The 14,279-nt window shown below is 57.4% G+C and carries 18 protein-coding genes; 11 read left to right on the top strand and 7 right to left on the bottom strand.

The features are described from left to right. Positions 1–227 precede the first annotated feature (227 nt). From C447_RS01165 to C447_RS17555, 4 genes are all read left to right on the top strand, one after another. On the top strand, positions 228–1,157 hold the full coding sequence (locus tag C447_RS01165) for a hypothetical protein (RefSeq protein WP_007690039.1): 930 nt from the start codon (positions 228–230) through the stop codon (positions 1,155–1,157). Positions 1,158–1,679: 522 nt separating this feature from the next. Continuing rightward, positions 1,680–1,985, top strand: a complete 306-nt coding sequence (locus tag C447_RS01170) for a hypothetical protein (RefSeq protein WP_007690042.1) — start codon at positions 1,680–1,682, stop codon at positions 1,983–1,985. Positions 1,986–2,414: 429 nt separating this feature from the next. Continuing rightward, a complete protein-coding gene (locus tag C447_RS17550; protein ID WP_152416119.1) occupies positions 2,415–2,753 on the top strand; it encodes a hypothetical protein in 339 nt (112 codons plus the stop codon). A 28-nt stretch (positions 2,754–2,781) separates the two neighbouring features. Next, positions 2,782–4,179, top strand: coding sequence for an ApeA N-terminal domain 1-containing protein (locus C447_RS17555; protein WP_152416120.1), 1,398 nt, complete (start codon positions 2,782–2,784; stop codon positions 4,177–4,179). A gap of 482 nt (positions 4,180–4,661) precedes the next feature. Here the strand turns inward: C447_RS17555 and C447_RS17060 are convergent, their stop codons facing one another. Then, positions 4,662–4,949 (bottom strand): SWIM zinc finger family protein, encoded by a 288-nt coding sequence (locus C447_RS17060; RefSeq protein WP_079255048.1) that lies wholly within the window; start codon positions 4,947–4,949, stop codon positions 4,662–4,664. Positions 4,950–5,168: 219 nt separating this feature from the next. Between C447_RS17060 and C447_RS17065 the strand changes: the two genes are divergently transcribed. Then, the gene (locus C447_RS17065; protein WP_080505367.1) at positions 5,169–6,983 is read left to right on the top strand and encodes a DUF4209 domain-containing protein; all 1,815 of its coding nucleotides are present in this window, start codon (positions 5,169–5,171) and stop codon (positions 6,981–6,983) included. Between the two features lie 238 nt (positions 6,984–7,221). Here the strand turns inward: C447_RS17065 and C447_RS01185 are convergent, their stop codons facing one another. Then, entirely contained in the window at positions 7,222–7,836 is a 615-nt protein-coding gene (locus C447_RS01185) for a YegP family protein (protein WP_007690050.1), read from the bottom strand. A gap of 72 nt (positions 7,837–7,908) precedes the next feature. Here C447_RS01185 and C447_RS17070 point away from each other — a divergent pair, with 72 nt between their 5' ends. Next, on the top strand, positions 7,909–8,127 hold the full coding sequence (locus C447_RS17070) for a hypothetical protein (RefSeq protein ID WP_237713364.1): 219 nt from the start codon (positions 7,909–7,911) through the stop codon (positions 8,125–8,127). A 1-nt stretch (position 8,128) separates the two neighbouring features. On the opposite strand, the gene C447_RS01190 is transcribed toward C447_RS17070, so the two are convergent. After that, positions 8,129–8,572: a MaoC family dehydratase gene (locus C447_RS01190; protein WP_007690052.1), complete on the bottom strand. Its 444-nt coding sequence runs from the start codon at positions 8,570–8,572 to the stop codon at positions 8,129–8,131. Between the two features lie 137 nt (positions 8,573–8,709). On the opposite strand from C447_RS01190, the gene C447_RS01195 reads away from it, so the two are divergent. Genes C447_RS01195 through C447_RS01205 form a run of 3 tightly spaced genes read left to right on the top strand, consistent with a single transcriptional unit; the run spans position 8,710 to position 10,266 of the window. After that, positions 8,710–9,081, top strand: coding sequence for a DUF4112 domain-containing protein (locus C447_RS01195; RefSeq protein WP_007690053.1), 372 nt, complete (start codon positions 8,710–8,712; stop codon positions 9,079–9,081). Between the two features lie 4 nt (positions 9,082–9,085). Beyond that, entirely contained in the window at positions 9,086–9,739 is a 654-nt protein-coding gene (locus C447_RS01200; RefSeq protein ID WP_007690055.1) for a DUF309 domain-containing protein, read from the top strand. 38 nt (positions 9,740–9,777) lie between these two features. Continuing rightward, positions 9,778–10,266, top strand: coding sequence for an SHOCT domain-containing protein (locus C447_RS01205; protein WP_010612183.1), 489 nt, complete (start codon positions 9,778–9,780; stop codon positions 10,264–10,266). A 94-nt stretch (positions 10,267–10,360) separates the two neighbouring features. Here C447_RS01205 and azf read toward each other — a convergent pair whose 3' ends face one another. Next, a complete protein-coding gene (gene azf, locus C447_RS01210) occupies positions 10,361–11,125 on the bottom strand; it encodes an NAD-dependent glucose-6-phosphate dehydrogenase Azf (protein ID WP_007690059.1) in 765 nt (254 codons plus the stop codon). Between the two features lie 53 nt (positions 11,126–11,178). After that, on the bottom strand, positions 11,179–11,787 hold the full coding sequence (locus C447_RS01215) for a translation initiation factor IF-2 subunit beta (RefSeq protein WP_007690061.1): 609 nt from the start codon (positions 11,785–11,787) through the stop codon (positions 11,179–11,181). Positions 11,788–12,195: 408 nt separating this feature from the next. Here C447_RS01215 and C447_RS01220 point away from each other — a divergent pair, with 408 nt between their 5' ends. Then, positions 12,196–12,597, top strand: coding sequence for a dihydroneopterin aldolase family protein (locus C447_RS01220; RefSeq protein WP_007690063.1), 402 nt, complete (start codon positions 12,196–12,198; stop codon positions 12,595–12,597). 5 nt (positions 12,598–12,602) lie between these two features. On the opposite strand, the gene C447_RS01225 is transcribed toward C447_RS01220, so the two are convergent. Then, positions 12,603–12,908 carry a MazG nucleotide pyrophosphohydrolase domain-containing protein gene (locus tag C447_RS01225; RefSeq protein ID WP_007690065.1) on the bottom strand — a complete coding sequence of 102 codons (306 nt, stop codon included), beginning with the start codon at positions 12,906–12,908 and terminating at the stop codon, positions 12,603–12,605. A gap of 79 nt (positions 12,909–12,987) precedes the next feature. Here C447_RS01225 and C447_RS01230 point away from each other — a divergent pair, with 79 nt between their 5' ends. Further along, complete coding sequence (locus C447_RS01230; protein ID WP_007690067.1) at positions 12,988–13,467, top strand: DUF5790 family protein; 480 nt, start codon at positions 12,988–12,990, stop codon at positions 13,465–13,467. Positions 13,468–13,495: 28 nt separating this feature from the next. On the opposite strand, the gene C447_RS01235 is transcribed toward C447_RS01230, so the two are convergent. After that, complete coding sequence (locus tag C447_RS01235) at positions 13,496–14,239, bottom strand: creatininase family protein (protein WP_007690068.1); 744 nt, start codon at positions 14,237–14,239, stop codon at positions 13,496–13,498. Positions 14,240–14,279: the final 40 nt, after the last annotated feature.

Consider the following 14,279-nt stretch of genomic DNA (forward strand, 5'->3'; position numbering starts at 1 on the left):
TCACTCCGTTCGCGCAGGACTCCGCCAGGACGTTTTCGTGCCACAACGTAACAAGCGAAGCGATTCGTCCGTGCTGGGAGTTCCCAGTTCAAAGGAGCAAACAGATAACGGCGAGACATAGCCAGCCAGCAGCTAGAGCTAATACGTCAGATGAAGCAGATGAGAGAATGACGAGCCCATTGTTTTCGACATATCGGCAAGGTGAGAATCGTGTTACGTCTACGATCATGGCCGTGTTCGAGCACATCAGCAATGCACTCACGGAGGACATCTTGGGCGTACTACTCGACGAATCGGACCTGTCCTTGCTCTCGTTCGACAATCAAGTTGTGGGCGTCGAATCAGTTCCCGATGCGGCGATCCGAAGCTCCGTGTCGGTGTGGTTCGAGACGAAAACCGAGCGCGATGCCGTGAACCAAGGTCAGCTCGAACGGCATCTTGCGGAACTCGAACGCGATGGCGCAGAACTCCAACGGCTTGTCGTGCTCACACCCGATGAGAAGCTTCCACGGGAAGTAGAGGGTGCAAGCGACGAACGGCTTGTGTGGGTGAACTTCGATGCGCTCGTCGATGCCGTCGAGAGTCTACTCGAGCGCGTACGCGGGAACACAGAGACGTCGACAGTCATTCCTACTGAGCGAGAGGCGTTCCTACTGCGTGAGCTTGTGCGATTCATCTACGACGAGGATCTGACCGGGGGCAGCGAGGATCGCGTGCTCGTCGTCGCAGCGCGAAAAGCGTGGCCTGAATTCCACGACCATGGACTCTATTTCTGCCAACCGGGTCGCTCGTTTCGCAATGCGAGCCACCTAGCGTTCTATACAGATGGCGAAGTCAAACGGGAGATCCCTCACATCGAGGAGTTCGTAGACGACATCGTGTTGACTGAGGATGGCGTCGAACAAGCAGATCTCACCGATGAGCAGCGAGAGCGGCTCATAGCTGCTGTCGAAGAGATGCGCGAAAACGGCGCTGAACGCTACGGCGAAGAACAACAGGTTGCATTCTTGGGTGAGGGCATCGAACTCGAGAGAGTCGTAGAGAACAACAAGACGGCGTCAGATTCCGATCGGCGTGTTGCGTTCGTCCAAGGACATCGCTATGTGTCACTGTCGGCGCTTGAGGACGAACCAGAGTACACATCGATATTAGAATAGACATTCCTTGAAGAGACGCAGTAACTAGGGGTCCGACAGAAGACAAGTTAACCACAGAACATGTCGTATACTCAACCCCTTGTGAATAGAATAGGGGATTGTATTCCACAAGTTAACGATGTGACATACTACGATCTGCCTCAAAACATCGAGATGTCATCTCAAGCATCTTATGGCAGTAGAAATACCTTTAGCAGTAGAAGGCTTACATATATACATGGTACACTCGACACTCGTTGACTCTAGCAATCATCACGAGTATACACGGGTGTCGAGTGAGGACAACCTCTCTTTTGGGGGATGCCCACATTGTGACAGCAACATTCTCCTAGTTCGTGCAGGTGATGAGAAGTGTCCTGAGTGTGGGTATCGTGATGTCAAAGGCAAGTGCAACTCTTGTCTCTCTGATCTAGTCAAAATCGATGAGCAAGCAGATAAAGGGTGGGAGCATATGCCACACACTATTGTGATGGGATGTCCTAATGGGTGTGACTACACGAAAGAGCACAGGCAACGATACCCATGAGTTTCTTTGATACAGCACTACGTCGAAGTACTGATTCATCGCTGCTAAAGGAGCAAGTCTACACGGCTTGTAGGCAATTTTACGAAGAGAGAGGAGAGTCCCCTCCAGAAGAGCACGAGATCGTAGACGAGTTCATGGATTCGGACATGTACTACGACCCAGGCACACAGCGTATCGATGGTGAGGTCGTCGACACCTATTCCCACGTCACGTTCACAGACGAGGGTGAGCGTCTGCTTGGGAGCTCGACAGTGCACAACATCGAAGCCGAAGAAGTAGAAGAAGAGCTGCTACATTCGTAATCGGGCGTATAGAACCGCCTGCGCGGCGGTTTGTGGGCTGCAACCCCATGGTATTCGTCCCTAAGATGCCTGTGCGGAGTATATAAATCCTATAAAGAATAGTATAGTGCCTACGTCATCGCTACGCGCGCGCTAATTGCCACGAGTTGAAACTCATGATTAGTTTAGGCTTCAACGGTTATCCTGAATAGAGAGTGCGTCTTTAGCCCATTTTGATCGAGACAAACACTGTGAGTGCTGAGGCTAAGACTATAGAACCATCTATAGCTATTAAGTAAAGAAGATATATCATAGGTCATACAAAGTTGAATATCCAAACTACTCGATTCAGAGTTCGATCAACTAGGTGCATGAGGAAACACACACCTTCAAGACACCTCAACATCACATCTCACAATATAGATATTGATGGTTGACTCTTTGCGGAAGATGTTCGATGAGGCTGATCTAGACACGTTGGTAGCCAAAATTCTCTTCCTGTCAGTTGCTCTGTTTTCTCTGCATAATGCGGTCACAATTGGAGTGTGGTGGCAATCATTACTATTTTTCACGCTCGTTTTAGTGTGCGGATTACTAATCAGCGGAGGCTATGAGGATATCAAATTCACAGTGATAGATTTGTTTGGAATGGAAGTCAACAATTCCCAAGAAACTCGTACTGCGAGAGAAGTACAAGACCTATTGAGTGATAGCAACGCAGGTGACTTAAAAGAAGTAGACGTGAATGAAGCTGAAGGAAGATACGTACTAGAGTTTGACCGAGAGTAAATTATGAGACAAAGCACAATTCAGAACCATGATTGAGGAAAGAGAATACTGGGGCTATTGGTGGCTCCCGGAGAATCCTGATGAAAAAGTTGGCGGAATAGCATCATTCTCACCTTCCGATGGTGTATCCTTAGAGTTATTCTCTGCTCTAAATGATGATACAAGATATATGGGCAGTGGCACGGTATATCGACCGGACTTTATCCATGGTATTACAACAGATGGGGAGAAAATTACGCTCAAAAACTGCATTCGTGGAAATTATTCCATGTCTTCTTCGCAGGGAATAGGAGCGACTAGTTCCACCTACCAAGCAATCGCTCTTCTCTCAGGGGCACATTTCACAGAGCAGATCAATTTCGATAGATTCCGTGTCCAATTTCCCCTTCTCACAAAATGGTCAGGGGTCACCGGGGTCAGCTATTCAGGATCTGTTTTAGAAGGAGGAGAAGTATCTGCAGGTGATACGTTTGAGATCACCTATGAGTTTCCAGAATCAATTACTGCGGACCTGGACGATGTGGAGCTCAAGCTGATCTTCAACGCTGATTTCAACATGAGTCAAGTAGGTGGTGCGTCAATTGATGAAGATGTCTACTTTGATATTGTCCCTGATTCAGGTCAGATGTCATATGATACTTCGTTCAACTATTCTAGAATGTTGCAGGACTTTATTACCTTAGCAACAGGCAAAGAAGTTCAATCGTCTATGATGATTGGGCGTTTAGAACGAGACGAACGGCCAGGATATGATGATGTGGAAATATTGTTTTCTACAAGTGGCGATCTAAAGCTACCTGATAGTCTTCATCCGCTGAAAGCGAATTTTGTCCTTGCGGATATCACTGAGGACTTCTCAGAGGTTATGAACAATTGGTTTGAGCACTACAAGGAGTTAGAGCCTGTTTATAACCTCTATTTCAGCATCCAATATAACTCGGAGATGTACCTTCAAAACCAATTCCTCTCTCTCACACAGGCGATAGAGACCTATCACCGGAGAGAAATCGGTGGTCAGTATCTCTCTGATGACGAGTTTGAGGAGTTTTATGATGAGCTCTGTGAGAATATCCCTGATCGGTTTGATGAGAGTTTTCAAGATCACTTGGAACGAGGGACATTCAGATATGCAAACGAGTATTCGCTCAGAAAGAGATTGTCCCAATTGGTTTCAGAGCAGGAGAATATCTTTGAGGAGTTACATATGGATATTGCAGCAAGCGTGAATGAGATCGTAAACACTCGGAATTATCTGACTCATTATGACGAGAGCATCTCCCCCCGTGCTGACACAGACGAACTTCATCCTCTAATTCTACGGTTGAGAGCTATCCTTGAAGCTGTACTTCTGTCAAATCTTGGAATACCAGAAGATCAGATTACGGAGCGTCTCCAACAGCGCTACTCTGAGCTCATGAGATCGTAGAAGAATGCAAAATCTACAACTTTAACTACTAGATACAACAAAAAGAGGGTATCTCGTGGTCTGCTGCGGAGTCTCAATTAGAGAGGTATGAGCATGTCTCAGATCCATAACACACCAATGGATGTGGTTTCTATTGGAAACAAATGAAATGCAGAGAGTGCGGTCTAGCTCACTCGAAGTCGTCCTCAATGTCGCCATCTAACGACGAGACGCCAGTCGTGTCGTGGACGGAATAGGACCCTTCAGCGCCGCAGTGTTCGCATCTATATCCCTCGAAGAGCCTCGTCTCCGTGTACGATTGTGCAGTAAATTCGAGTGCGTAGGATTTGCACCGAGCGCATCGGAGTACCATTATGCCCTCCTCGCATCGACGTGAACGCCGCCGACGTAGCACTCAGGCGCGCAGTGGAGACACCACCCGTCTTCTTTCGCCGCGTCACTGTACTCCCACATATCGAGCCCGCAGCCGTTGCAGTACTCGTTCATCGCGCCACCTTAGTCGCTGCCGCGTAGGATCGAACGAGCGGCGCGTTTCGCACTGCCGCCATGTGCTTGCAGGCCTCGTTTCGTCGGCTGAAGTACGGGCATGAGCACTTCGACGGGATACCATCAGTGAGCTGGACGCTGTAGGCGTGTTTCTTCCCGTCATCGCCGTACGACTCGTTGCGAACGTTGACGACGCCGTTTCTGCACACGGTGAACGCGAAGGTCTCCCATCGTGCGCGTTTCTCTACCAAACTTTCATTGCCGTCGCTGCTGTGTAGTTCCATGGGCTTTCAGTTCCATGAGAAAGCCACGTTCGGGCGCTGCAACGCCCGGACTTTTCAGCGTCTATGGCTTTCTCATATATAGATATACATAGCAGGAATATATAGATTTCTAGTCATGTATTAATGACGGTTAGCTTTGATGATCGGATAATACTATACCAGTCGCTAGCATTAATCATAATGAATGGAATTGGCTATCAGATACAATAAGAGCAAATAATGACAGAAGAATTACAAGAGACTGTTAGCAGAGAGGATTTTGAAGACGTGTCTTGGCAGGACGAGATTGACTCCGCAGATGAGCAGAGCGTTGATAAATATTCTAGGCTCTTTTTCGAGAAATCGAACGAATTAGAGGAAAAAGAAGATACTAAATCCGCCAGAGCCTACCGATTTTTAGGAGATATCTGCTCAATGTATCTGAAGGATAACGATCCCAATGAGCCCTTTGGACCGGAGATAGTAACAGCCAACGGTAGAACTGCAATACTTGAGGATTTTACTGATGAGCACGTCGAGCTGTTGAACTATCTTCTTGAAAAAACAACAGAACCAGAATTGAAGGCTCGTATTGCCGATATCCTTTGGACGACCCAGAGGGACCACAAGGCTGGGGAGAAAGCCTTCAGATCTTACCTTGATTCATCAGATATTCTACATGATCCCGAGTCGTGGTACATCGGTTTTGAACGAATGAGGAGAGCGTTTGAAATCGCCGCTATGCTTGGGAATGAGGAGCTGAAAAGCAATGCTGAGGACTTTGCAATTGAGAAGCTTGATGAACACGAAGGAAAGGATCCGAAATTCTTCACACTTAGTTCAATAGGATTGTTGGCGGACCAGGACTATGATAACCTTGCAGACCTTGCTCAACGTTCCGAAAAAGCTGCAGAATTTGCTGAGACAGAAGAAAAGTGGCGGAAAGCTAAGCAACTCTGGATGCTTAAAGCCAAAATGGAGCGAAGCCGCGGAGAAGCAGGGGAAGTAGTGAACGCGGAAACACGAGCTGGAGAGGCAATTATAGAAGAAGCAAATGCGGCTCGGGATAGGTCACATGGAGTAGCTGCATCTCATTTAGCAGATGCAGTAGAGGTGTTCAGAAGAGCAGGCAAGAGTGAAAAAGCAGAAAGCGCGCATGAGGCAATGCTCAAAGACCAAGAAAAATCTACGGATGAGATGGGCCTTATTGAGACCGAGGTTGATTTGACAGATGCGGCTACGGAAGCTCGGGAAGCTGTATCTGGTGATAAGTTAATCAACGCTTTGAGAACATTCTCGACAATTACAGCCCCTCCAAAGAAGCAGAACTTGGAGCAGGAAGCCGAAGATCTCATAGAGAATCATCCACTGAGCGCTGTGATTCCCAACACGATTCTTGATGGGAACGGTAAAATTGTCGCAAAACGTGGCTCAGTGACAGATCCAGATGCAGAAGAGGAAGTAATCAAAGCTGAGGTGATAAGAGCTTCACAAAGATGGTATCGTCTTGCTGTTTATGCAGGTATTGTTCCAGCGTTTGAGCAAATAGCCAGAGATCATCGGATTACGCTTCGAGATCTGGTAAATGTGTGTCAGTATGATCCAATGGTTCCGCCTGGTCGTGAGCTCATTTTTGCTCGCGGGCTGTATCATGGATTTCAAAAAGACTACATTAGTGCATGTAGCGTACTGGTGCCTCAGATAGAGCATTTTCTTCGATACCTATTGATGCAAGAGGGAGTAACTACATCTTCTCTTCAAAGCGATGGAACTCAAGAAGAATTTCCACTAAACACATTGCTCCATATGGATGAAACTGAAGAGATCCTCGGAGAAGATACGGTCTTTACATTGAACAGCCTCCTCAATTCCAAGTTTGGTTCAAATTTCCGACATAGAATCGCCCATGGACTCCTTGACAGTAGCCAATTTGGGTCGACTATAGGGATCTACACTTGGTGGCTTATTCTTCATCTGATATTCCGACCCATAGTCGCAGGAATGAATGACGAGGACGAATCGTCAAGAGAAGAACAGGATAAGTCTGAAGAATAGTCATTTCCGATCTGTGATGTATCAGTATAGTAGTTTTACATTCATCGGCCAACAGCCAATGACGCGCGTCTTTATCAGTAGTCGTCTCGTCGAATTGCACTGTGAGGACAGAAGTGCGTCCTATCCGGGTATCTAACGCTGAGCGCCCCCGGCGCTCTGCGTGGACTATCCTACTGGCCTGCGGAACCAATAATCGGAGGCTGAGTCGAAGATTCCCGTATCGCAAGAAAACCGCTAATTACTCCTTGACTTCGGCTCCGAGCGCGTTGGTCTTGAGCGCCGTCAGGAGTTCCTCGGCGGTCTCGCGCGAGTCGTAGCCCGAGGGGCTGACGGCGAGGGTGCGGCCGTCGTCGTGCATCAGCCGCCAGCGCCAGTTGCCGCCGCCGTCCTCGTAGAGTTCGAACGTCGCTGCGGTCTCGGTCAGCGAGACGTCGATCGACCGCCCGCCGGGACCCGGCACCTCGATGGTCTCGGGCGGTTCGACCGAATCACCGGGGATCCCGACGTCCGCCGACCCGCGGAGGGTCTCGACGCGGTTGCGGAGCCGCTGGCCGTAGCCCTTGGCGGCGTCGACACCGCGCTTGACCCGGTCGTCGTCGAAGCCACGGTCGAACGCGCGCTCGATGGCGCGCGAGGCCTCGCCGTTGTCGCCGAGCAGGGTGTGGCCATCGCGGGCCAGCGCGACCTCGTAGCCGTGCCAGTCGACCCCACTGGCCGCGTCGTCGTGGTCGAGGCCGTCACGGCCGTACTCGAAGGCGAGCACCAATCGTTCGAGCCCCTCGCGGTCGGCGTTGTACGCAACTCGGAGGTGGGCGTTCGGCCGCACGGTGAGGGTGTACTCGTGGTCGCTCATACCACCTACTCGTTCGCCGTATGCTTATGAATGTTCATCACGCGCTCGCAACCACCCGGAGGTTGACCCCCCGTGCGAGCACGGGCCGGGTTTGCAGCGCAGAACCGCGGCCGGTCTCGTCGTCGTGGCGCTCGGCCTCGCGGTCGTCGTCAGCGTGGCCGTGCTCGGACCGACGGCGACCTCCAGTACAGCCGCGACGGCGGCGCGAGCGTCTGTTCGATCCCGCTTACGGTGCTCGGGGTTGCCGGCCTCCTCACGGCCGGGCTCGGGCTGTTCGTCCTCGGGTCGTAGCTCAGGCCGCGTCGCGTCGCTCGTAGAGGGAGAGTCCGACCATCGACAGCACCACCTCGTCGTCCTGGTTCAGCGTCGTGGTCCGACTCCGGACGAGACCGAGGCCCTCGTTCCAGGGTTCGGTGCCCTCGACTTCGGTGTGTACCGAGAGGGTATCCCCGGGTCTGACGGGGTTCGGCCACCGAAGCTCGTCGACGCCGACCGCGCCGGTCGCCGCCGAGTCCTCGAAGACGTTCTCGACCAGCATCCGCATCGTCATCGAGGCGGTGTGCCAGCCGCTCGCGATCAGCCCGCCGAACAGCGACTCGCTCGCCGCCGCCTCGTCGGTGTGGAACGACTGCGGGTCGTAGCGCTCGGCGAACTCGAGTATCTCCTCGCGGGTCACGTCGCGGCTCCCGAACGACTGCTCGTCGCCCACCTCGATGTCCTCGAAGCACTCTCGCATGTCCCCCCGTGGTCCCCGGTCGGGTATAGCCCTTCGCGTGCCCCGACCGGAGGTCCGATGGACAGGTCGACGGACGGCGCGTTCGGGTCGGCAGGTGCTGGCGGTGCATCTATCCGTTTGGGAGAACAGGGAACGGTATGGCTGACGACCTCGACCTCGACGACCTCGACCGTGCCGACCGCGCCGCGCTCAAGCGCACACGTGCCGCCGCGACCTTCCTCGACGAGGCGTTTCAGGTTCCCGGTACCAACTACCGGGTCGGTGCCGACCCGATCCTCAGCATCGTGCCGGTCTCGGGCGACGTCGCGGGGGCGATACTCTCGATGTACATCGTCGGCGAGGCAGTCCGGATCGGCGTCCCGAGGAAGACGCTGGCCCAGATGGTCGTGAACATCTCGATCGACACGGCGAGCGGTTCGATACCCGTCCTCGGGACCATCGCCGACGCCGCGTTCAAGGCCAACCGGCGAAACGTCGAACTGATCGAAGAGTACCTCGCCGGCGAGTGAGCCCGTGACCCGCCCCGCGAGCACCGACGACCCCACCACCGACCCGGTCGTCCCCGCGCTCCGGGCCGGGATCGCCGTCTACAATTCGGGTCGATACCACACCGCCCACGACGCCTGGGAGGAGTGCTGGCTCGACCGGACGGGCGAGGACGAGCGGCTGCTCCACGGCCTCATCCAACTCACCGCGGCGGTCCACCACGCAACTCAGGAGAACCGGGCGGGCGCGACGGGGCTCGCCGAGAGCGCCCACGAGTACCTCGAAGCGCTCCCCGAGGACTACCGCGACGTCAACGTCGACGACATCCGAGGGTTCCTCACACGGTTCGCCGCCGAGCCGGACGTCGAACACACCCCGCCGGTCGAGCTGACCCATCGGGGGACCGCACTCCGCGTGGCGGCCCTCGACTTCGAGGCGAGCGCGGTCGTCGCGGGGGCGCTCGCCGAGGCCGACGGGTTCGACGTCGAGCAACTCGACCGCGCCATCGACTACGCCGAAACGGACCTGGACGACGGCCGGGAGACCAGCCCCTTCGTCACCCTCGTCTACGACCTCGCACGCGAGGAGAACAGGGGGATCGTCTACCAGCGCCTCGCGGAGCACACCCGCCGACGACGGGCACGCGACGAGAGCGTCGACGGCCTGTTCGAGGTACGTTGAGGGAAAGATTGTTGTCGTTCTCGTGTGATCTTTCTTCGATGGTCACCAATACGTCACCACTAACGACGCGACACCGGTGGCACGAACGGGTCGAACACTACACACCGGACGGTGCTGCCGGTCGACTCCTCCTCGGGATCCCCGCTGGCCCGCTCGGTGCATTTACCCTCCTCTGGTCTGCTGGTATCGTCGTGAGTTTGGGGATCCTCTGGACGCCCATCGCTCTCGTGCTCGCCGCGGTCGGTTCCGGGGCCGTCCTCCTCTCGGTCGTGATGCTCTGGCCGGTCTACCTCTCACTCATCGGGAACCTCGAATCGACGAGGGCGTACTCGAAAACGAATACGACAACGACGACAGGGACGGATCACGACGACCCCCTCACCGTCGTGAAACGGCAGTACGCGGCCGGAACCATCTCCGAGACGGAGTTCGAGCGGCGAGTCGGAACCCTCCTCGATACCGATGCCCGAATGGACTCGATAGCCAATTCGGACGACACGAAGGGCCTCCTGCGGGAGATCGACTGACTCGCCACGACTCATCGAGCACCGCCGTGAGGAAACCAACGTCACGGCTGGTGATGCTCTCAAGATCGTATGGGTTCGGTGACGGGAACGGTAATCAGTCGTCGATGTGGTCGGCGGAGTTGTCCTGCGGGTCGTAGCCCAGCACCTCGCGAGCGCGGTCGATCGAGTAGTACTTCCGGTCGTTGTCGGAGATGCCGTAGACGATCTCGAAGCCGTAGTCGGCGTCGAGACACCGCTCGAAGAGGTGGGCACAGTCGCGGTAGGAGAGCCACATCGCCTGGCCGCGTTCGTAGTCCTTCGGCGGGTGGGACTCGGTGAGGTTGCCGATCCGAACGCAGACGACTCCCATCCCGGATTCGTCGTGGTAGTACCGACAGAGAGTCTCGCCGGCGGCCTTGCTCACGCCGTAGAGGTTGCCGGGCCGTGGGAGTTCGGTGCCGTCGAGCCGGAACTCGTCGGGTGGGCGGTAGAGTTTGGGCACCCGGTCTTCGGTTTCGTAGCCCCCGACGGCGTGGTTCGAGGAGGCGAAGACGAACCGCTCGACCCCGGCCTCGACGGCGGCTTCGAGGACGGTCCTGGTGCCGTCGATGTTGTTGGCGAGCACGCTGTCCCACGGCGCTTCGGGGCGAGGGTCGCCCGCGAGGTGGACCACCGCGTCGATGCCGACCATCGCCTCGGCCACCGCTTCCTCGTCGGTGATATCCGCCACCACGAACTCGTGGTCGAACTCGTGGGTCGGTCGGTCCCGGTCGAGGAGTCGCCAGTCGTAGGCGTCGCCGAGCCGGCCGAGGATCGCACGGCCGACCCGTCCGGACGCGCCGGTAAGCAGTACGCTCGACTCCCGTACCCTCTCCCCCATTCGAGTGGGCCTCGGATAGGGGACGATAAGAAACGTGCGGTTCGGGTTCCGCCTCAGGCGAGCCGCGCGAACGCCAGCGTCCCGCTGATGTTCTCGATGTAGATCTCGACCACGTCGCCCTCCTGCGCGCCGGGGACGAAGATGGTGTACTCGCCGCGTTCGGCCACGCCGTCGCCCTTTCGGCCCGTACCGGTGATCTCGACCTCGTAGGTTCGACCCTCCTCGACGTCGGGGCGCTGGTGGGTCTGTTGGGAGCCGGTGTTCTTCTCGACGGGACGGAAGGCCCCACAGGCCTCACACCGGAGCATCTGGGTCCGGCCCTCGGTTTCGAGGTGGGTGTCGGGCAGCCCGCACTCCGAGCAGATCACGAACTCCTCGGTGTAGCTCCGGATCGCCTCGTCGAAGTCGTCGCTCGAAAAGGTACCGTTGAACCGCGAGCGGCCGGCGTCGAACTGGCCGTTGGTCCCGAGTTCGCGCTGGATCACGCTGTGGATGTGTTCGGCGTCGCGCGAGAGCGCGTCGGCGATACGGCCGAGGTTGGTGAGGCGGGTGAAGGCACCGTCCTTCTGGGCTTCGGCGGTTGGGACATCGAGGCGCGAATCGCCGGTGTCGAGGTCGGGGACCGAATCCATCGCGCGGTCGAGACTTGCTTCGTAATCCATACCCGAACTGACGGCTCACGACCTAAAGGAATTCCGTGAGAGACCGGAGCAGGGTTCCTCGCCCTCTCTCACCGGATATTTCGTGAGAGACGCCAGGCCGGTATCGCAGCTCGCGTATCGAACGCCGAGACGTAACCGACCGCGGTGGCGCGCGCTCGCGGCCGGTCCGAACGATAGTGAGGGCCGGTCGCGGACATTGTGCGAGGGATGAGCACCGCAGGGAGTGAGCCGCAGGCGAACGACCGAGGAGCGCAGTCGGCTGGGGAGGCGTGTGGCTGATGCGGAGCGGTTTGCGGTTCTCAGTTGAGTCGGGAATCGTCGCCGACGAATCAGCCGTCAAAGCAGGATGGCTTCGAGACAGGATACTATTGAACAGTCTATTTGCCCGCCCGACACGAAATCGCCCCCATGACCGACGACTCCGATACAGCCACCGAATCCGACACTACCGACACCACCGACTCCACGAAACCCTCAACCGCCGAACGCGCCTGCTTCGAGACCGGCATCAAGTTCGGCTCGCTCTACCACCAGTTCGCCGGCACGCCGGTGAGCCCCGAGAGCGCCACGAGCCTCGCACGCGCCATCGAGGAGTCCATCGAGAACCAGCCACACTGCGAATCCGTCGCGGTCGAGATCCTCGAAGACGAACTCGCGGCCGCCATCGACCACGGCTACACCGAGCTCACCGGGAGGTTCATCGAGGTCGAGATCGTCGTCGAATGCGATGGGCAACGCGTTACGGCGGGAATGGCGATGGAGGACGGCTACCCGCTGATGGCGATCGAGTCGGTCGAAGAAGCCGAGTAGCCGGATCAGCCCTCGGACGACGCGCTCCCCGTCTCGTCGATCCGTGTTTCGTACTTCTCGAACGCCTCGTCGAGTGCATCACCGGCGTCGATATCGAGCGAATCCGCGAGCGCGAGCAGCGAGAACAGCGCGTCGCCGATCTCGTCGGGATTCACCGAGAGACCCGCTGGATCGGCTCCGTAGTTCGACGATTCCGTCGCGTCGGCCGCGATCTCGCCCACCTCGGCGGCGAGGTCGAGGATCCGGTGTTCGGGCGGGGCGTCGAGGTCGTGGTCGGCGACGAACGCTGCGACCCGTCGTTGTGCCTCCATGGCGAGGTGGGAAAGCGGAGCCGGGTTTCACTTTCGCTTTCGGGCACGCTTTTAAACCCCGTGGCAGCGAAGCCCACGCATGAGTCAATCGACGTTCGAGGACGACGACCTCTTCGACGAGGCCGCCGACGACATCCGAAGCGACGTCGAGGAGCGCCTCGACGCGGTGGCGGACGCGCTCCCCGACGGCGACGCGATCTGGTCCGTCGAGGCCGACAACACCCTCGGGGTGCTCAACTCGCTGCGGTCGGCGCTCGACGTCGACGACGCCGCCGCCGACCTCCGGGAGGCGAAGAAGTGGTACGCGATGGGCAAGCGCGCCGAAGTCTTCGACGACAGCGACGACCTCGAAGCCCGCATCGAGACCCTCGACGGGGTGCTCACGGACGTCGAGGAGGCCCACGAGCAGGCGTCGGGGCTGGCGAGCACGGTCCCGGAACTCCGTGGTGCGCTCGACGAGACGCACGACGGCGAGTCGGGGGACGCAGAGGAGAGCGAAGCCGACGAGGAGTCGGACGAAGCCGACGCGGAGGAGGGCGAGGCCGAAGCCGCCGAGTAGCCCCGGTCTTCACCCGGTCGTCGGACACTCACCCGGTCGTCGAGCCGTCCACGTCGCGTTCGGCGACGGCGTCGAGCAGGTCCACGAGCGACGCGGTCGCACGTTCGAGGAAGTCCTCGCCGCGGTCGAGGGTCCCGTCCGAGGGGTCGCCGACGACGCCGTTCTCGGTGAACTCGGCCGAATCGACCGCGAGGTTCGTTCCCGACACCCACTCGCCCCAGCGCTCGCTCGCATCCTCGCGAGCCGTCTCGATCCGGTCGTCGTGAACGAGATCCGGATGGGTGGCTCGCAAAAGCGCGGTCTCGACCGGCCCGCCGTGGCCCATTCCCTCGGCATCGATCGCGTCGAACCAGGTGAACGGGACCACGTACGCCGCGTCGTGGCGGGTGATGGTCGCCGAGATCTCTCGAAGGGCGTCGACGTTGCCGCCGTGCCCGTTGACGAGCACCACCCGATCGAAGCCGTGGTGTGCGAGGCTCGCGACGACCTCGCGGACGTAGCGTCGGAAGGTGTCGGGCGTGACCCAGAGCGTGCCCGGGAACCCCCGATGCTCCTCGGCGATCCCCACGGGGATCGTCGGCGCGAGGGCGACCGCCCGGTCGTTCGTCCCTTCGTAGACCTCGACGGCACCGTCGGCGACGGCGCGTGCGGTGAGACGGTCGGTTCCCAGGGGTGCGTGCGGGCCGTGCTGTTCGGTACTTCCGACGGGCACGACCGCGAGGTCGGTCTCGACGTCCGCGACGTCGGTCCAGGTCGCCGTGGTGAGGTCCATAGGGGGGCGAACGGGGCCAGCGGCTTAAGCAGGCATAACC

It is taken from the genome of Halococcus hamelinensis 100A6 (genome assembly GCF_000336675.1).
Lineage (GTDB): Archaea > Halobacteriota > Halobacteria > Halobacteriales > Halococcaceae > Halococcus > Halococcus hamelinensis.